Origin of the sequence: Variovorax humicola, from assembly GCF_037889915.1 — a bacterium.
GTDB lineage: Bacteria > Pseudomonadota > Gammaproteobacteria > Burkholderiales > Burkholderiaceae_C > Variovorax > Variovorax humicola.
Map to the genome: position 1 here is coordinate 13,980 of NZ_JBBKZV010000033.1, position 15,021 is coordinate 29,000.

The window sequence follows — 15,021 nt, forward strand, 5'->3', positions numbered from 1 at the left end:
TTCAGTTCGTCGGCGCGAGCCAGGCTGCGATCAACGCCGGGTCTTGCGCAAACAGGCGCCAGGTCGTCAAGCCCGTCGGCAGCGTGAGCGGCAACCGCAGCATGCGGCGGTCGCGCGCGACGATGGCGGTCATTATTTTCTGCGGGCCGAGGTAGAGCGCCAGGTCGTCCAGCTTGGTGATGCGCCAGGCTTGGGCGGGGTGGCCCTTCTTCGCGGGCACTTCAACGCCGATCCATTCGTCGTTGGCGGCAAAGCCGGCCTGCTCGGCCGCGCCGCCGCGCAGCACGACCTTCACTTGAACGCTGCCGTTGGTCTCGCTCACGCGCACGCCCAGTTCCTGCGCGCGCTGCGACGGGTCGTCGAGCGCGGCGACGCCATGGGCGCGCAGCAGGTCCGACAAGGGCAACTCGTCGGTGCCATGCACCCAGGCCGCAATCTCCTTGTCGTAGGTGCGCCCGCCGATCGCCAGCAATGCGCTGGCAAAGTCGGCCTCGGTGATGGGGCCTCCCGCGCTCACGTTCCACAGCAAGCGCATCACGTCGTCGAGCGAACCATTGCCTTCGCGGCGCAGCGTGAGGTCGAAGCACAGCGCGACCAGCGAGCCCTTGGTGTAGTAGCTGATGGTGCTGTTGGGCGTTTGCTCGTCTTGCCGGTAGTACTTGACCCAGGCATCGAAACTGGCCCGCGCCACCGACTGCACCAGCCGTCCCGGCGACTGCAGCACGCCGTTGATGGTCTTGTTGATGAGCTTCAGGTAGCCGGCGTTGTCGATGCGTTCGGCGCGGCGCAGCAGCAGGTCGTCGTAGTAGCTGGTGAAGCCTTCGAACAACCAGAGCAGTTCGGTGTAGTTTTCCTGCGCGTAGTCGTAGCGCGCAAACTCGGCGGGTCGAAGCCGCTTCACGTTCCAGGTATGGAAGTACTCGTGGCTGATCAGGCCCAGCAGCGTGGTGTAGCCCTCGGGCTGTTTGCGGGCGTCCAGTTGCGGCAGGTCGCGGCGGGTGCAGATCAGCGCGGTGGAATGGCGATGCTCCAGCCCGCCGTAGCCATCGTCGACCGCATTGAGCATGAACACATAGCGGTCGAACGGTGCGGCCGGGCCGCCGCGCTTGCCAACCTTGTCGCCGTGCCAGAAGCGCATCTCGGTCTCGCAGATGGCACGGGTGTCGGCGATCAGCTTGTCGCCGTCGAACGATGCCGTTGCGCCTGCGACCACGAAGCGATGCGGCACGCCGCACACGGAGAAGTCCGCACTCCAGAAGGCACCCATCTCGACGGGCGAGTCGGCCAGCTCGTCATAGTTGGCGGCCCGGTGGATGCCGAAGCCTTGGGCATCGGTATCCACGCCGTGCAAGGCCGTGGCGCAGGACCAGCGCGCATTGCCCGGGACTTGTTCGGGCGCCACGATGTCGATGCCATGCGGATCGTCCGCTTGCCCTTCGACGCGCAGGCACAGGCTGGTGCCGTTGAAGAAACCCCGGTCGGCATCGAGCCAGGCGGTGCGCACCGAATGGTCGTAGGCGCAGACCTCGTAATGCAGCACCAGCGGCCTGCCCGCGGCGCAATCGACTTGCCAGCTGTGCTTGTCGAGTTGCTGGATCGCCAGCGCGCGGCGGCTTTGCGAGGCGGTCAGTTTTTGCAGGTTCCTGGCGAATTCGCGAACCAGGTAGCTGCCCGGTATCCACACGGGCAGCGACACGCGTTGATGCGCGGCCGGATTGTCGATGGTGAGCGTGACGGCAAACAGGTGGGCATTGCGGTCGGCGCATTCGATGCGGAACCGCAGCGCCGGCGCTTTGCGGCGCTTCGTGGCAACAGCCGTCGCCATCAGTTGGCCGCGGCGAGTTGCTTTTCGACCTGGGCGGCGGGAATGGCGCCCGGTGTACGGGAGCCATCGGCAAAGATCAACGTGGGCGTGCCGGTGATGTTGTACTTGCGGCCGAATGCGATGTTGCGCTCGAGTGCGGCCGCGTCACAGCTTGCGGCGGCGGTCTCGGGCTTGACCTCGCTCGCCATCCAGTCGTTCCAGCTCTTGGCCTTGTCCTTGGCGCACCAGATGTTGCGCGCCTTGACGTTCGAATCAGGGCCCAGCACCGGGTACAGGAAGAGGTAGACGGTGACGTTGTCGACGTTCTTCATGTCGCGCTCGAAATGCTTGCAGTAGCCGCAGTTCGGGTCTTCGAACACCGCCAGCTTGCGCTTGCCGTTGCCGCGCACGATCTTGAAGGCATCGTTCATGGGCAGCTTGTTGAAGGCCACTTCGCTGAGCTTCTCGACGCGCTCCTCGGTCAGGTTGCGGCGCTCCTTCACATCGATCAGGTTGCCTTGCAGCAGGTAGTTGCCGTCGGCATCGGTGTAGAAGATCTCGAAGCCGTTGATGCGCACTTCGAAGAGGCCCGGCATCGGTGACTTGGTGACCTCGTCGATCCTGGCGAACTGCGGAATGCGCGCAGCCAGGTTCTTGCGGATTTCGGCTTCGCCGGCTTGTGCTTGCAGCGATACAGCAAGGACGCTGCCGAAGGCCAGGGTGGCGAGGAGGTTGCGAGCGAGCTTCATCATGGTCGGGATTCGTCGTAGTGATCAGCGAAGGCCCATGGCCTGCCGCGCGATCCAGTTCTTGAGGAGTTGGGTCTGGTCGAAGCCGCGCATGCCCCAATTGCGCAACGCGGGGATTGGATCCACGGTTTGCGCAAAAAGTTGCTGGAGACCGTCGGTGGTCAGGCTCATGGCCAGAACGTCGGCGCGGCGGGCGCGTTCGTAGCGGCGCAGCAGGCGCGGATCGCCCACGCTGCGCCAGTATTCGCGATCCCTCAGGACGCCGGCCAGCGCGGCCGCGTCGGCCAGGCCCAGGTTCAGGCCCTGGCCGGCGAGCGGGTGCACCGTGTGCGCGGCATCGCCCGCCAGGGCCCATGAGCTGCCGTCCGGCAGGGTGCCGGTCCAGCGGTCGGCCATGGCGCGCTGCAGCGGCCAGGCTGCGCGTTCGCTGATGAGTGCGAGTGCGCCGAGGGCTTCGTGCGTGGCCTGGGCCAACGCGGACGCAAACGGGGCAGGTTCCTGCTTCATCAGTTCCTGTGCGTGGAACTGGTCGGCCGACCACACCAGCGCAAGCTGCCGGCCGGCGGCACCGTCCAGCGGCAGCAGCGCAAGTACCTCGCCCTTGTCGTTGAACCACTGGCGGGCGATGCCATCGTGGGGTCGCTCGGCTTCCAGGCGGGCCGCGATGGCCTGCTGCGGATATCGGGTGACGTCGTAGCGCACGCCCAGTCCTTCGCGGGTTGCGCTGCCCTTGCCTTCGCACACCACGGTCAGCGGCGCAGTCACCGGCGCTTCCCGCACCTCGATCATCGGCTGGAAGCGCACGGCGTCGGCCAACTGCCTTTCGAGCGCGGGCACATCGACGATCCAGGCCAGCGCGTCGACCTTCTGGCGCTGGGCATCGAACTGCACGCGTCCGCCATCGTCGCCATGGACGTGCATCGCGCGCACCGCGGTGGCGTGCACATCGTCGGGCCAGGCGCGCAGCGACTCGAGCATCGTGCGGGAGGTGGCGTTGAGCGCGTAGGCGCGCACGTCATCGTGGGCGGACCGCGCCGCGGGCGCAACGAGCGCCACGCGCACCCGCTCCCGCGCCAGCAGCAGTGCCAGGGTGCGGCCGACGATGCCGGCGCCGCGAATGCAAACTTCGGGGGGAAGAGCCATCGCGGGATTGTAGGAGTTGGTGCCCTGCGGCGCGGGCTGCGGGACAATCCGGTTACTTCCCCAAGGACCCATTCGTGACATCTGCCTCCTTCGACCTCCAGGCCACCATCGCCCGCCTTCTTGTCTACCCGGTCAAATCGTGCGCCGCGGTCGACTTGCCGGAGGTGCTGCTGACGGAAACCGGCCTGGAGTTCGACCGCGCCTGGATGGTGGTCGATGCGCAAGGCGAGTTCGTTTCCCAGCGGGAATTGCCGCGCATGGCGCTGGTCAAGCCGCAACTCAAGCAGTTCGAGATGGTGCTGCGCGCGCCCGGCATGCTGGCGCTGCACATTGCGTATGACCGCGTCGAGCAGCCGGTGCGTGCCAAGGTGTGGGACGACGAGGTGGCGGCCTACGACATGGGTGACATCGCGGCGCAGTGGTTCAGCGATTTCCTGTCCGAACCAGGCCAGCCGCAAAAGCTGCGCATGGTGCGCTTCGACCCGGAGTACAGGCGACTGTCGAGCCTGAAGTGGACGAACGGCATCGAGGCGCAGAACCAGTTTTCCGATGGGTTTGCGCTGCTGGTCGCGAGCGAGGCGTCGCTGGCCGAACTCAACGAGAAGCTCGTGGCGGCGGGCCATGAGGCGGTCGGCATGGAACGATTCCGGCCCAACATCGTCTTGGCCGGCGTCGAGGCGCAGGACGAAGACCGTCTGGAAATCATGCACATCGCGACGGGCGAGGGCGAGGCGCAGCTGCAGCCGGTGAAACCGTGCCCGCGCTGCCCGATGCCGGACATCGATCCGAAGACGGCTGTCAGCAGTCCTGAGGTTGGCGACATGTTGCGCACCTATCGGCAGAACGCGCGGGTCGATGGCGCCGTCACGTTCGGCATGAACGCCATCGTGCTGCAGGGTGTGGAGCACACGCTGAGGGTGGGGCAGGCGGTGAGCGCCAATTACCGCTTTGAATAGCGGGAGGGAGGCCCGGAAACCCCGGCCGCTAAAATGCGCGGTTGATTCCAGAGGACCTTCATGAGTTTGCAATGCGGCATCGTCGGCCTGCCCAACGTCGGTAAATCCACCCTTTTCAATGCGTTGACAAAGGCCGGCATCGCAGCGGAAAACTATCCGTTCTGCACCATCGAGCCCAACGTCGGCGTGGTGGAGGTGCCCGACCAGCGGCTCGCGCAACTGAGCGACATCGTCAAGCCCGAGCGCGTGGTGCCAGCCATCGTCGAGTTCGTCGACATCGCGGGCCTGGTGGCCGGCGCCAGCACCGGCGAAGGCCTGGGCAACAAATTCCTCGCGCACATCCGCGAGACCGATGCGACGGTGAATGTCGTGCGCTGCTTCGACGACGACAACGTGATCCACGTGGCGGGCAAGGTCGATCCGATCTCCGACATCGAGGTGATCCAGACCGAGCTGTGCCTGGCCGATCTGGCCACGGTCGAGAAGGCGCTGCACCGTCACACCAAGGTGGCACGTTCGGGCGACAAGGATGCGCAGAAACTCGTCGGCCTGCTCGAACGCTGCCAGAAGGCGCTGAACGAGAACATCCCGGTGCGCGCACTGGAGTTCACCAAGGAAGAGATGCCGCTGGTCAAGTCGTTCACGCTGATCACCGCCAAGCCGGCGATGTTCGTGGGCAACGTGGCGGAAGACGGCTTCGAGAACAACCCCTACCTCGACCGCCTGCGTGAATACGCCGCGAAGCAGGGTGCGCCCGTCGTCGCCATCTGCGCCAAGATCGAAGCCGAACTCGCCGACATGGACGAAGACGACAAGAAGATGTTCCTGGCCGAGATCGGCCAGGAGGAGCCGGGCCTGAACCGCCTGATCCGCGCTGCTTTCCAACTGCTGGGCCTGCAGACCTACTTCACCGCAGGCGTGAAGGAAGTGCGCGCCTGGACCATTCACATCGGCGACACCGGCCCGCAGGCGGCCGGCGTGATCCACACGGACTTCGAGAAGGGCTACATCCGTGCCCAGACCATCGCCTTCGCCGACTACATTGCCTACAAGGGCGAGCAAGGCGCGAAGGACGCGGGCAAGATGCGTTCGGAAGGCAAGGAATACGTCGTCAAGGATGGCGACGTGATGAACTTCCTGTTCAGTTCCTGAACACTCGACGCGGGCACGCCTTGCTCACCGTCCACCACCTCAACAACTCGCGCTCGCAGCGCGTGCTGTGGCTGCTTGAAGAACTCGGGCTGACTTATGAGATCGTGCACTATCAGCGCGATCCGCAGACGATGCTCGCGCCGCCCGAGTTGCGCCGTGTGCATCCGCTGGGCAAGTCGCCGGTAGTGACCACCGGCGATGGCCTGGTGCTGGCCGAATCGGGCGCAATCGTCGAGACCCTCATCGAGCGCTTCGGCCAGGGCCGGCTCGCACCGCCCGCGGGTTCGGCGGAGGCCCTGCGCTACCGCTATTGGCTGCACTTCGCAGAAGGCTCGGCAATGCCGCCGCTTTTGATGAAGCTCGTGTTCGACAAGATCGAAAGCAGCAAGATGCCATTCTTCGTCAAGCCCGTTGCGAAGGCCATCGCCGGCAAGGCGAAGCGCAGCTTCATCATGCCGAACATCACGGCGCAGCTCGACTTCATGGAAGGCGAGTTGGGCAAGAGCGAATGGTTTTCCGGTGATGCGTTTACTGGCGCGGACATCCAGATGAGCTTTCCGGTCGAGGCCGCACAGGCGCGTGGCGGCCTCGATGATTCGCGGCCGAAGCTGATGGCATTCCTGTCGCGCATCCACGTTCGCCCGGCCTACCAGCGTGCCCTGGAGCGCGGCGGGCCGTATGGCCTGTTGAGCTGAAGCGGGTGCGAGGGACGAAGGACTGGTACCGCGTTCTCCAGATTGTTCAGTTCGGCCAGATGTGCAGCATGGCGACGGTCATCGTCACGTAGCGGGCGAACTTGCCGACCGCCATGTAGGCCAAGCAGGGCCAGAACGGCAGCTTGAGCCAGCCTGCCACCGCGCACAGCGGATCTCCCACCGCAGGAAGCCAACTCAACAAACAGGCCTTGGGGCCGAGCCTTTCGAGCCAACCGAGCACCCGCATGTGGTGTTTGGAGTGTGAGTACTTATCTGCAATTTGATGCGCACCATAGCCCATCCACCAATCGACGGCGCCACCCAATGTATTGCCGATGGATGCGACGCAGATGGCGGGCCAGAACAGTTCGGGGCTGAGCTTGAGCAAGCCGAATAGCGCCGGCTCCGAGCCCAGCGGAACCAACGTAGCAGAAACGAACGAAACAAAAAACAGCGTCGACAGGCCGTACTGAGGGAGCGCCAACAGCGCCATGAGTGAGTCGAACCAAGCTTGCATGTGCGCACGAGTATAGGAACCTGTCTGGACATGGCGCCAGAGAAAAGGCGATCGAAGTGTTCCAGGTGAATGCGTGAAAGCCCTCGTGTGCAAGCGCATTCTGTTTCAGCCCCTGAAATCGCACCTCGGTACAATCGTGCCTCATTTTTCAGCAGCCCTCGCTCGCTCTCGTTCTTCTCCCCATCATGCAGATCGGCCCCATCGCGCTGGAAAACCGCCTGTTCGTCGCGCCTATGGCCGGCGTGACAGACCGGCCCTTCCGCATGCTGTGCCGCGAGCTTGGCGCGGGCTATGCAGTGAGCGAGATGGTGACCTCGCGCAAGGAACTCTGGAACACGCTGAAGACCTCGCGCCGCGCCAACCACGAAGGCGAACCCGGGCCGATCGCGGTGCAGATCGCAGGCACCGACGCGGCCATGATGGCCGAGGCCGCGCACTACAACATCGACCGCGGCGCGCAGATCATCGACATCAACATGGGCTGCCCGGCCAAGAAGGTCTGCAACAAGTGGGCGGGTTCCGCGCTGATGCGCGACGAGCCACTCGCGCTGGAAATCGTCCAGGCGGTGGTCGACGCTGCCGCGCCGCATGGCGTGCCCGTCACATTGAAAATGCGGACCGGCTGGAGCCAGGACCACCGCAACGCTGTCAAGCTGGCGCGCGACTTCGAGTCGGCCGGCGTGCAGATGCTCACGGTGCACGGCCGCACGCGCGAGCAGGGCTACAAGGGCGAAGCGGAGTACGACACCATCGCTGCGGTCAAGGCCGCGGTGCGCGTGCCGGTGGTGGCCAATGGCGACGTCACGACGCCGCAAAAGGCGCGCGATGTGTTGGCGCTCACTGGCGCCGATGCGGTGATGATCGGCCGCGCCGCCCAGGGCCGGCCCTGGATCTTTCGCGAAATCGCGCATTTCCTGGCGACCGGCCTCGAACTCGCGCCGCCGCTGGTGGCCGAGGTGCGGCGACTCATGCTCGACCACCTGCAGGCGCACTACGCGCTGTACGGCGAGTTCAGCGGCGTGCGCACGGCACGCAAGCACATCGGCTGGTATGTGCGTTCGCTGCCCGATGGCGAGGCCTTCCGTGCCCGCATGAACACCCTGGACGACTGCGCGTCGCAATTGCGCGCCGTCGCCGACTTTTTTGATGCGCTTGCGGTGCACACCGACCGCATGCCCAGCCGGAGCGCAGACGCGGAGCTGCCGACGGACGAGGAAGCGGCCATTGCCGCTGGATGAGAGAGAAAAGCAAAGAAGCCCAGTATGAGCAAGAAACAAATAGAGGACTGCGTGCGCAGCAGTCTGGACAGCTACTTCCGCGATTTACGTGGCACCGAGCCCGACGGCATGTACGACATGCTGGTGAAGGTGGTCGAGAAACCGTTGCTCGACATGGTCATGACCCGTGCCGAAGGCAACCAGTCGCGCGCCGCGCAATGGCTCGGACTCAACCGCAACACGCTGCGCAAGAAGCTCGTCGAACACAAGCTCCTTAAATAAACAAGACTGCACCGAAGCAATTCATGGCACTGACCGCACTCCTTTCCGTTTCCGACAAGACCGGCATTCTCGAATTCGCGCAGGCGTTGAACGCGCTGGGCGTCAAGCTTCTTTCCACCGGCGGCACCGCCAGGCTGCTGGCCGACGCCGGCCTGCCCGTGACCGAGGTAGCCGACCACACCGGCTTTCCGGAAATGCTCGATGGCCGCGTAAAGACGCTGCATCCCAAGATCCATGGCGGCCTGCTGGCGCGTCGCGACGTGCCCGAGCACGTGGCCGCCATCCAGGCGCACGGCATCGACACCATCGACCTGCTGGTGGTCAATCTCTACCCGTTCGAGGCGACGGTGGCCAAGGCGGGCTGCACGCTCGAGGATGCCATCGAGAACATCGACATCGGCGGCCCGGCCATGGTGCGCAGCGCGGCCAAGAACTGGAAGGACGTCGGCGTACTGACCGACGCCTCGCAATATGCCGGCGCGCTGGCCGAACTCAAGGCCGACGGCAAGCTCAGCGACAAGACGCGCTTCGTCCTGTCCGTGGCCGCGTTCAACCGCATCGCCGACTACGACGGTGCCATCAGCGACTATCTTTCCGCCATCGACTTCGACGCCAGCCACGGCCGGCCGGCGCCTGCCCGCGCGCTGTTTCCGGCGCAGAGCAATGGCCGCTTCGTCAAGCTGCAGGACCTGCGCTACGGCGAGAACCCGCATCAGCAGGCCGCGTTCTACCGTGACCTCTATCCAGCGCCCGGTTCGCTCGTGAGCGCCAGGCAATTGCAGGGCAAGGAACTCAGCTACAACAACATCGCCGATGCCGATGCAGCCTGGGAATGCGTCAAGAGCTTCGACGCCCCGGCCTGCGTCATCGTCAAGCACGCCAACCCCTGCGGCGTGGCTGTCGCAGCGAATGCGCTCGAAGCGTATTCCAAGGCCTTCAAGACCGATCCGACCTCGGCCTTCGGCGGCATCATTGCGTTCAACCGCACGGTCGACGTCGCCGCCGCGCAGGAAGTCAACAAGCAGTTCGTCGAAGTGCTGATGGCGCCCGGCTACACGCCCGAGGCGCTCGAAGTGTTCAAGGCGACCAAGGCCAAGCTCAACGTTCGCATCCTCGAGATTGCGCTGCCGCCCGGTGGCGCGACCGACTGGGACAACGGCCGCAACGCGATGGACGTCAAGCGCATCGGCTCGGGCCTGCTGATGCAGACCGCGGACAACCGCGTGCTGCAGGCCAGCGAACTCAAGGTCGTGAGCAAGAAGCAGCCGACGCCGGCGCAGCTGGAAGACCTGTTGTTCGCCTGGAAGGTGGCCAAGTACGTGAAGAGCAATGCCATCGTGTTCTGCGCGGGCGGCATGACGATGGGCGTGGGCGCGGGCCAGATGAGCCGGCTCGACTCCGCACGCATCGCGAGCATCAAGGCCGAGCATGCGGGCCTGTCGCTGCAGGGTACGGCGGTGGCGAGCGATGCGTTCTTCCCGTTCCGCGACGGGCTCGACGTGGTGGTCGATGCCGGTGCCACGGCCGTGATCCAGCCGGGTGGCTCGATGCGCGACCAGGAAGTGATCGATGCCGCGGACGAACGCGGCGTGGTGATGGTGCTGAGCGGCATCCGTCACTTTCGCCACTGAAATAGAACACCCCCGATGCGCCTTCGGCGCCTCCCCCTCGAGGGGGCGCACCCGGCGGCCCGGCAAAGCCGGTTCCGCGGGTGCCCACGAACAGACTTCGCCGTGCTCGTCCTGGGTTTCATGCGTCCCGGGTCCCGCGATAGCGCGGCGGAAAACTGATATGAGGTCCTCACATAAGCAGGCGCCGGCTGCCGCTCACAAGGTGTGCGAGCGATCTCCCTGCGCGAATCCGATCGCCTCCCACGGCTCGCCGACCGCCAGGCCGATTTACCTAGAACAGCTCTCCCATCGGCCTCCCCTCGAGGGGCCTCGAGGGGGCGCACCCTGCGGCCCGGCAAAGCCGGTTCCGCGGGTGCCCACGAACAGACCTCGCAGTGCTTGCACCGGTTCATGCGTCGCAGAAGACGCTCGGTGTCGTGGAGCGCTGGAATAAAAGTGCGGCGGACTATCCGCGCGTGCCGGGTACCGGCGAGGAGTCGCCGATAGTCGTCGAGCGCGCTACAGCGTCTTGAAGATCTGGCGAGCCGCCTCGATGGTGGCCGCGATGTCCTCGTCGCTGTGCGCGGCGCTCACAAAGCCGGCTTCGTAGAGCGCGGGCGCGATGTAGACGCCTCGGTCGAGCAGGCCGTGGAACAGCGTGTTGAACTTCTTGTTGTCGGTGCTCATCACCGTGGCGTAGTTCTGCGGCAGTTCGTCGAACAGGAAGAAGCCGAACATGCCGCCTTCGCTATCGGCGCTGAACGGCACGCCCTCGGCCGCGGCGGCCGACTTGAGGCCGTCGACCAGCGAGCGCGTCCGTGTGCCCAGAGCCTCGTAGAAGCCGGGCCTTGCGATCTCCTTCAGCGTCGCGAGGCCGCAGGCCGTGGCTACCGGATTGCCTGACAAGGTGCCGGCCTGGTAGACCGGGCCCAGCGGCGCCAGCTGTTCCATGATCGCTCGCGGCCCGCCGAAGGCCGCGAGCGGCATGCCGCCGCCGATGACCTTGCCAAGCACCGTGAGGTCGGGCGTGATGCCGAGCACGCCTTGCGCGCCGTGCAGGCCGACACGGAAGCCGGTCATCACCTCGTCGAACACCAGCAGCGCGCCGTGCTGCGTACAGAGCTCGCGGCAGCGCCTGGCGAATTCGGGCGTGGCGCGCACGAAGTTCATGTTGCCCGCGATGGCCTCGATCATCAGGCAGGCCAGCTCGTGGCCGTGCAGCGCGAAGGCTTCCTCGAGTTGCGCGAGGTTGTTGTACTCGAGCACCAGCGTGTGCTGCACGACCTCGGGCGGCACGCCGGCCGAGGTCGGGTTGCCAAAGGTCGCGAGGCCGGAGCCGGCCTTGACCAGCAGTGCGTCGGCATGGCCGTGATAGCAGCCTTCGAACTTGATGATGTATTTGCGGCCGGTTGCGCCGCGCGCCAAGCGCAGCGCGCTCATCGCGGCCTCGGTGCCCGAACTCACGAGCCGCACCATTTCCATCGACGGCACCAGCGCCAGGATGGCCTCGGCCAACTCGATCTCGCGCTCGGTTGGCGCACCGTAGGAGAAGCCCTCGAGCACCGCCTTCTGCACCGCCTCGACGACGGCCGGATGGCCATGGCCCAGGATCATCGGCCCCCAGGAGCCGATGTAGTCGATGTAGCGCTTGTCGTCGGCGTCCCAGAAGTACGCGCCCTGGGCGCGCTTCACGAAGCGGGGCGTACCGCCGACGGCCTTGAAGGCGCGCACCGGCGAGTTCACGCCGCCAGGAATTACAGCGCGGGCGCGCTCGAAAAGAATATCGTTGCGATCAGTCATCGCCCGAATTGTCTTTCACGCCGCGCAAGACACCTGAGGCCGCCCCCTCCAAATCCGAGAAACACCGGAGAACCGGCTTTGCCGCGCCGTTGGTGTTGCCCCGGCAGGGGGGAGAAGCGCACGTAGCGCGCGGAGCCTGGGGGCGAGCCACAAGCCTTCCGGGTCACTGATGTTGCCCCAGGTAGGGGGAGGGAGGAGGGACACGAAGTGTCGCGGAGCCCTGGGGGCGAGTAATACTCAATGTCTCGTATCGTGTGGCGGCAATGCAAAGTCGGCCGGATCGGCATTGCTCGGATCCTCGTCTTCCGCTTCGTCTTCCTCCGTCTGCGCCCAGAAAAGCCGATCGGGCAGTACGTGGCCCATGCCGGGGCGAAAACCGGAGTCGAGGCAGCGGTCCATGTAGCTCAGCGCCTCGGCGGTGGCCGCGGTGAGGTCGGTGCCACTTGCGAGCAGCGCCGCCAGCGCGGCCGACAAGGTATCCCCGGCGCCCGAGAACACGGCTTCGAGCCTTTCATATTTCTCATTGGCCAGCACGGCCTGTGGAGAGGCCAGCACGTTGTCGAAGAACTGGTCGGGCAGTACGATGCCCGTGACGAGCGTGTAGGGGACGCCGTGTTCGCCAGCCGCCCGCGCGATGTCGCGTGCCGTGGGGCTGCGATCACCGGTCCAGTCGGGCAGCAGCCAGCGCCACAAGGTGCTGTGGTTGCCGACCAGCACCGTGGTCTGCGGCAGCAGCAGGTCGCGAAAGGCGTCGTGGTAGGGCTCGATCTGGTTTTCTTCCCACCAGGAGAGGTTGGGCATATAGGCAACCAGCGGCACGTCAGGGTAGTCGCTGGCCGTTTCGGCAATCGTGCTGAGGTTCTCGGGGGTGCCGACGAAACCGACCTTGATCAGTCGCACTTCCACATCTTCAAGAATGGCGCGGGCTTGTTCGGCCACGGCCTCCTCGTCGAAGGGGAAGTGGTCGAAGATTTCCGCGGTGTCGCGCGCATAGGCGCCGGTGACCACGGGCAGCATGTGCGCGCCGACGGATCCCATGGCCAGCGCGTCGCCAGCCAGGCCGCCGGCACCGCTGGGATCGCTGGCGTTGAAGACCAGCACGCAAGGCGGATTGAGGTCGTCTTGCGAGGCCAGGTTTTCGTCGTCCGACGCCCCGGTAAGATCAGCCGCATCACTGGCGGCGTGTGAAGGTAATAGGTAAGTTTTCATGCGCCGAAGTGAGTCACCTCGATGGTGGCATAAGTGAGACGGTTGTCACAGGGAACTGTGAAACGTCTAGATACAATCGTTGCATTCTATGAACAGGGACACTAAGCTGCGATGAACACGAAAACCTGGATGTGCCTGATTTGCGGGTGGATCTACGACGAAGCGACAGGGGTGCCGGAGGACGGTATTGCGGCTGGTACGGCCTGGGCCGATGTCCCTATGAATTGGACATGTCCCGAGTGTGGAGCTCGCAAGGAAGACTTTGAAATGGTTGAAATCTGAAGCATGGCATAACGCTGCGCTTCATCATGCGCCGAACGCAACGGCGAGGGTTTGATCGAAGTCCCTATATGAGGAGCGCGCGCCATGAGCAGCCATGCATCCGGTTACAAAGTGCTTGTCATTGACGACAGCAATACGATTCGGCGCAGCGCCGAAATCTTCCTCAAGCAGGGCGGCCATGAGGTGCTCCTCGCCGAAGACGGCTTCGATGCACTCTCCAAGGTCAACGACCACAAGCCGCACCTGATCTTCTGCGACATCCTGATGCCGCGCCTCGACGGTTATCAAACCTGCGCCATCATCAAGCGCAACGCGCAGTTTTCTTCCGTTCCGGTCGTCATGTTGTCTTCGAAGGACGGCGTGTTCGACAAGGCGCGCGGGCGCATGGTCGGTTCGCAGGACTATCTCACCAAGCCTTTCACCAAAGACCAGTTGCTGCAGGCTGTGCAGCAGTTCGGCATTGTTCAATCGGAAGTCTCCTGATGGCCATTCACAAAGTACTCGTTGTCGACGACTCGAAGACGGAATTGATGTTCCTCTCCGACATGCTGCAGAAAAACGGCTTTGCCGTGAAGACGGCGGAGAACGCCGACGATGCCATGCGGCGCCTCGAAGAAGAATGTCCCGACCTGATCCTGATGGACGTGGTGATGCCGGGCCAGAATGGCTTCCAACTCACGCGTGCGATTGCCCGCAATCCGAAGTACGAGCAGGTGCCGATCATCTTGTGCACGAGCAAGAACCAGGAAACCGATCGCGTGTGGGGCATGCGACAAGGCGCGCGGGACTACATCGTCAAGCCCGTGGTTGCGGCAGAGTTGATGTCGAAGATCAGCGCGCTCGCATGACCAAGGCATTTTTCAGCGTCACAGACATGAAGGGCTGAAAAATGGCCAATCGCGACGCCTTGCGCGCATTCCAGTCCCGCCTTGCGGGTCGCCTGCAGGCGGCGCGCAGCACCGGCGTTTCGGCCTCCTGGCTCGCGGTCGAGGCGGGGGACGTCAAATATCTCTTTCCGCTCGGGCATGCGGGTGAAATCTTTCCATGGACGCAGCCGCAGCCGGTGCCTTACACCGAGCCGTGGTTCCTGGGCGTCGCGAACCTGCGTGGCGGGCTTTACGGCGTGGTGCAGTTGTCGACGTTCGCGACCGGCCAGCGCAGCGCCGTGGCGGTGACAGACGCGACCCGCGCGCAGTCTCGGCTGGTTGCGCTCAACGAACTGCTCGAAGTCAATTGCGCGCTGCAGATCGATCGCCTGATCGGCCTGCGCGGCGTGGAGGCCTTTACCGATGCAAGGGCGCCCGCTGCCGACTCGCCGGGGTGGATGGGCCATTCATACGCTGACGCCGAAGGCGGCCAGTGGCAGGAAGTCAACCTGCAGGCGCTCTCGCAACAAACCGAATTCCTGAGCATCGGTACTGCCTGAGGGCTGGCCGGAAATTGAATACACAGAAGGACTGACCGTGAGCCCCATCGCCGAAAAGTTCAAGAAATTCCTGCCCGCCCGCGATGAAAGCGTGGCGATTCGCGCCGATGGCGCCGCAGCCCTGATGCTCGACGAGGTCGAGACCGTACAGCCGTTGGAGGAAAAAACCGTGCAAGTGC

16 protein-coding genes are annotated in these 15,021 nt (G+C 64.7%); 10 read left to right on the forward strand and 6 right to left on the reverse strand.

Annotation, left to right across the window (positions count from 1 at the left end; all coding sequences use genetic code 11):
- Position 1: 1 nt before the first annotated feature.
- From WKW80_RS30880 to WKW80_RS30890, 3 genes are read right to left on the reverse strand one after another with little or no spacing between them, the layout of a single operon-like run.
- Positions 2-1,825, reverse strand: a complete 1,824-nt coding sequence (locus tag WKW80_RS30880; RefSeq protein WP_340367414.1) for a M61 family metallopeptidase — start codon at positions 1,823-1,825, stop codon at positions 2-4.
- Complete coding sequence (locus WKW80_RS30885) at positions 1,825-2,553, reverse strand: DsbC family protein (RefSeq protein WP_340367457.1); 729 nt, start codon at positions 2,551-2,553, stop codon at positions 1,825-1,827. Before WKW80_RS30885 ends, WKW80_RS30880 begins: the two co-directional genes overlap by 1 nt.
- 24 nt (positions 2,554-2,577) lie before the next feature.
- Positions 2,578-3,696, reverse strand: a complete 1,119-nt coding sequence (locus WKW80_RS30890) for an FAD-dependent monooxygenase (RefSeq protein WP_340367415.1) — start codon at positions 3,694-3,696, stop codon at positions 2,578-2,580.
- A 74-nt stretch (positions 3,697-3,770) separates the two neighbouring features.
- Here WKW80_RS30890 and WKW80_RS30895 point away from each other — a divergent pair, with 74 nt between their 5' ends.
- From WKW80_RS30895 to WKW80_RS30905, 3 genes are read left to right on the forward strand one after another with little or no spacing between them, the layout of a single operon-like run.
- Complete coding sequence (locus WKW80_RS30895) at positions 3,771-4,652, forward strand: MOSC domain-containing protein (RefSeq protein WP_340367416.1); 882 nt, start codon at positions 3,771-3,773, stop codon at positions 4,650-4,652.
- A gap of 60 nt (positions 4,653-4,712) precedes the next feature.
- Positions 4,713-5,804: a redox-regulated ATPase YchF gene (gene ychF / locus WKW80_RS30900; protein WP_340367417.1), complete on the forward strand. Its 1,092-nt coding sequence runs from the start codon at positions 4,713-4,715 to the stop codon at positions 5,802-5,804.
- A 20-nt stretch (positions 5,805-5,824) separates the two neighbouring features.
- A complete protein-coding gene (locus WKW80_RS30905; protein ID WP_340367418.1) occupies positions 5,825-6,499 on the forward strand; it encodes a glutathione S-transferase in 675 nt (224 codons plus the stop codon).
- 46 nt (positions 6,500-6,545) lie between these two features.
- On the opposite strand, the gene WKW80_RS30910 is transcribed toward WKW80_RS30905, so the two are convergent.
- Complete coding sequence (locus tag WKW80_RS30910; RefSeq protein ID WP_340367419.1) at positions 6,546-7,016, reverse strand: YqaA family protein; 471 nt, start codon at positions 7,014-7,016, stop codon at positions 6,546-6,548.
- A 185-nt stretch (positions 7,017-7,201) separates the two neighbouring features.
- Here WKW80_RS30910 and dusB point away from each other — a divergent pair, with 185 nt between their 5' ends.
- The 3 genes from dusB to purH are packed head-to-tail and all read left to right on the forward strand — an operon-like array spanning position 7,202 to position 10,146.
- Positions 7,202-8,254, forward strand: coding sequence for a tRNA dihydrouridine synthase DusB (dusB, locus tag WKW80_RS30915; protein ID WP_340367420.1), 1,053 nt, complete (start codon positions 7,202-7,204; stop codon positions 8,252-8,254).
- 24 nt (positions 8,255-8,278) lie between these two features.
- Entirely contained in the window at positions 8,279-8,515 is a 237-nt protein-coding gene (locus WKW80_RS30920) for a Fis family transcriptional regulator (protein WP_340367421.1), read from the forward strand.
- A 23-nt stretch (positions 8,516-8,538) separates the two neighbouring features.
- Positions 8,539-10,146: a bifunctional phosphoribosylaminoimidazolecarboxamide formyltransferase/IMP cyclohydrolase gene (gene purH, locus WKW80_RS30925; RefSeq protein ID WP_340367422.1), complete on the forward strand. Its 1,608-nt coding sequence runs from the start codon at positions 8,539-8,541 to the stop codon at positions 10,144-10,146.
- A 498-nt stretch (positions 10,147-10,644) separates the two neighbouring features.
- Here purH and hemL read toward each other — a convergent pair whose 3' ends face one another.
- Positions 10,645-11,925 carry a glutamate-1-semialdehyde 2,1-aminomutase gene (gene hemL, locus WKW80_RS30930; RefSeq protein WP_340367423.1) on the reverse strand — a complete coding sequence of 427 codons (1,281 nt, stop codon included), beginning with the start codon at positions 11,923-11,925 and terminating at the stop codon, positions 10,645-10,647.
- 237 nt (positions 11,926-12,162) lie between these two features.
- A complete protein-coding gene (gene thiD, locus WKW80_RS30935; protein WP_340367424.1) occupies positions 12,163-13,134 on the reverse strand; it encodes a bifunctional hydroxymethylpyrimidine kinase/phosphomethylpyrimidine kinase in 972 nt (323 codons plus the stop codon).
- 111 nt (positions 13,135-13,245) lie between these two features.
- Between thiD and WKW80_RS30940 the strand changes: the two genes are divergently transcribed.
- The 4 genes from WKW80_RS30940 to WKW80_RS30955 all read left to right on the forward strand — a co-directional run bounded on the left by WKW80_RS30940 (position 13,246) and on the right by WKW80_RS30955 (position 14,842).
- The gene (locus WKW80_RS30940) at positions 13,246-13,416 is read left to right on the forward strand and encodes a rubredoxin (protein ID WP_340335923.1); all 171 of its coding nucleotides are present in this window, start codon (positions 13,246-13,248) and stop codon (positions 13,414-13,416) included.
- An 84-nt stretch (positions 13,417-13,500) separates the two neighbouring features.
- Positions 13,501-13,899 (forward strand): response regulator, encoded by a 399-nt coding sequence (locus WKW80_RS30945; protein ID WP_340367425.1) that lies wholly within the window; start codon positions 13,501-13,503, stop codon positions 13,897-13,899.
- A complete protein-coding gene (locus WKW80_RS30950; protein WP_340367426.1) occupies positions 13,899-14,264 on the forward strand; it encodes a response regulator in 366 nt (121 codons plus the stop codon). The genes WKW80_RS30945 and WKW80_RS30950 overlap by 1 nt, the downstream gene beginning before the upstream one ends.
- Positions 14,265-14,305: 41 nt before the next feature.
- Positions 14,306-14,842, forward strand: coding sequence for a chemotaxis protein CheW (locus WKW80_RS30955; RefSeq protein ID WP_340367427.1), 537 nt, complete (start codon positions 14,306-14,308; stop codon positions 14,840-14,842).
- Positions 14,843-15,021 lie beyond the last annotated feature (179 nt).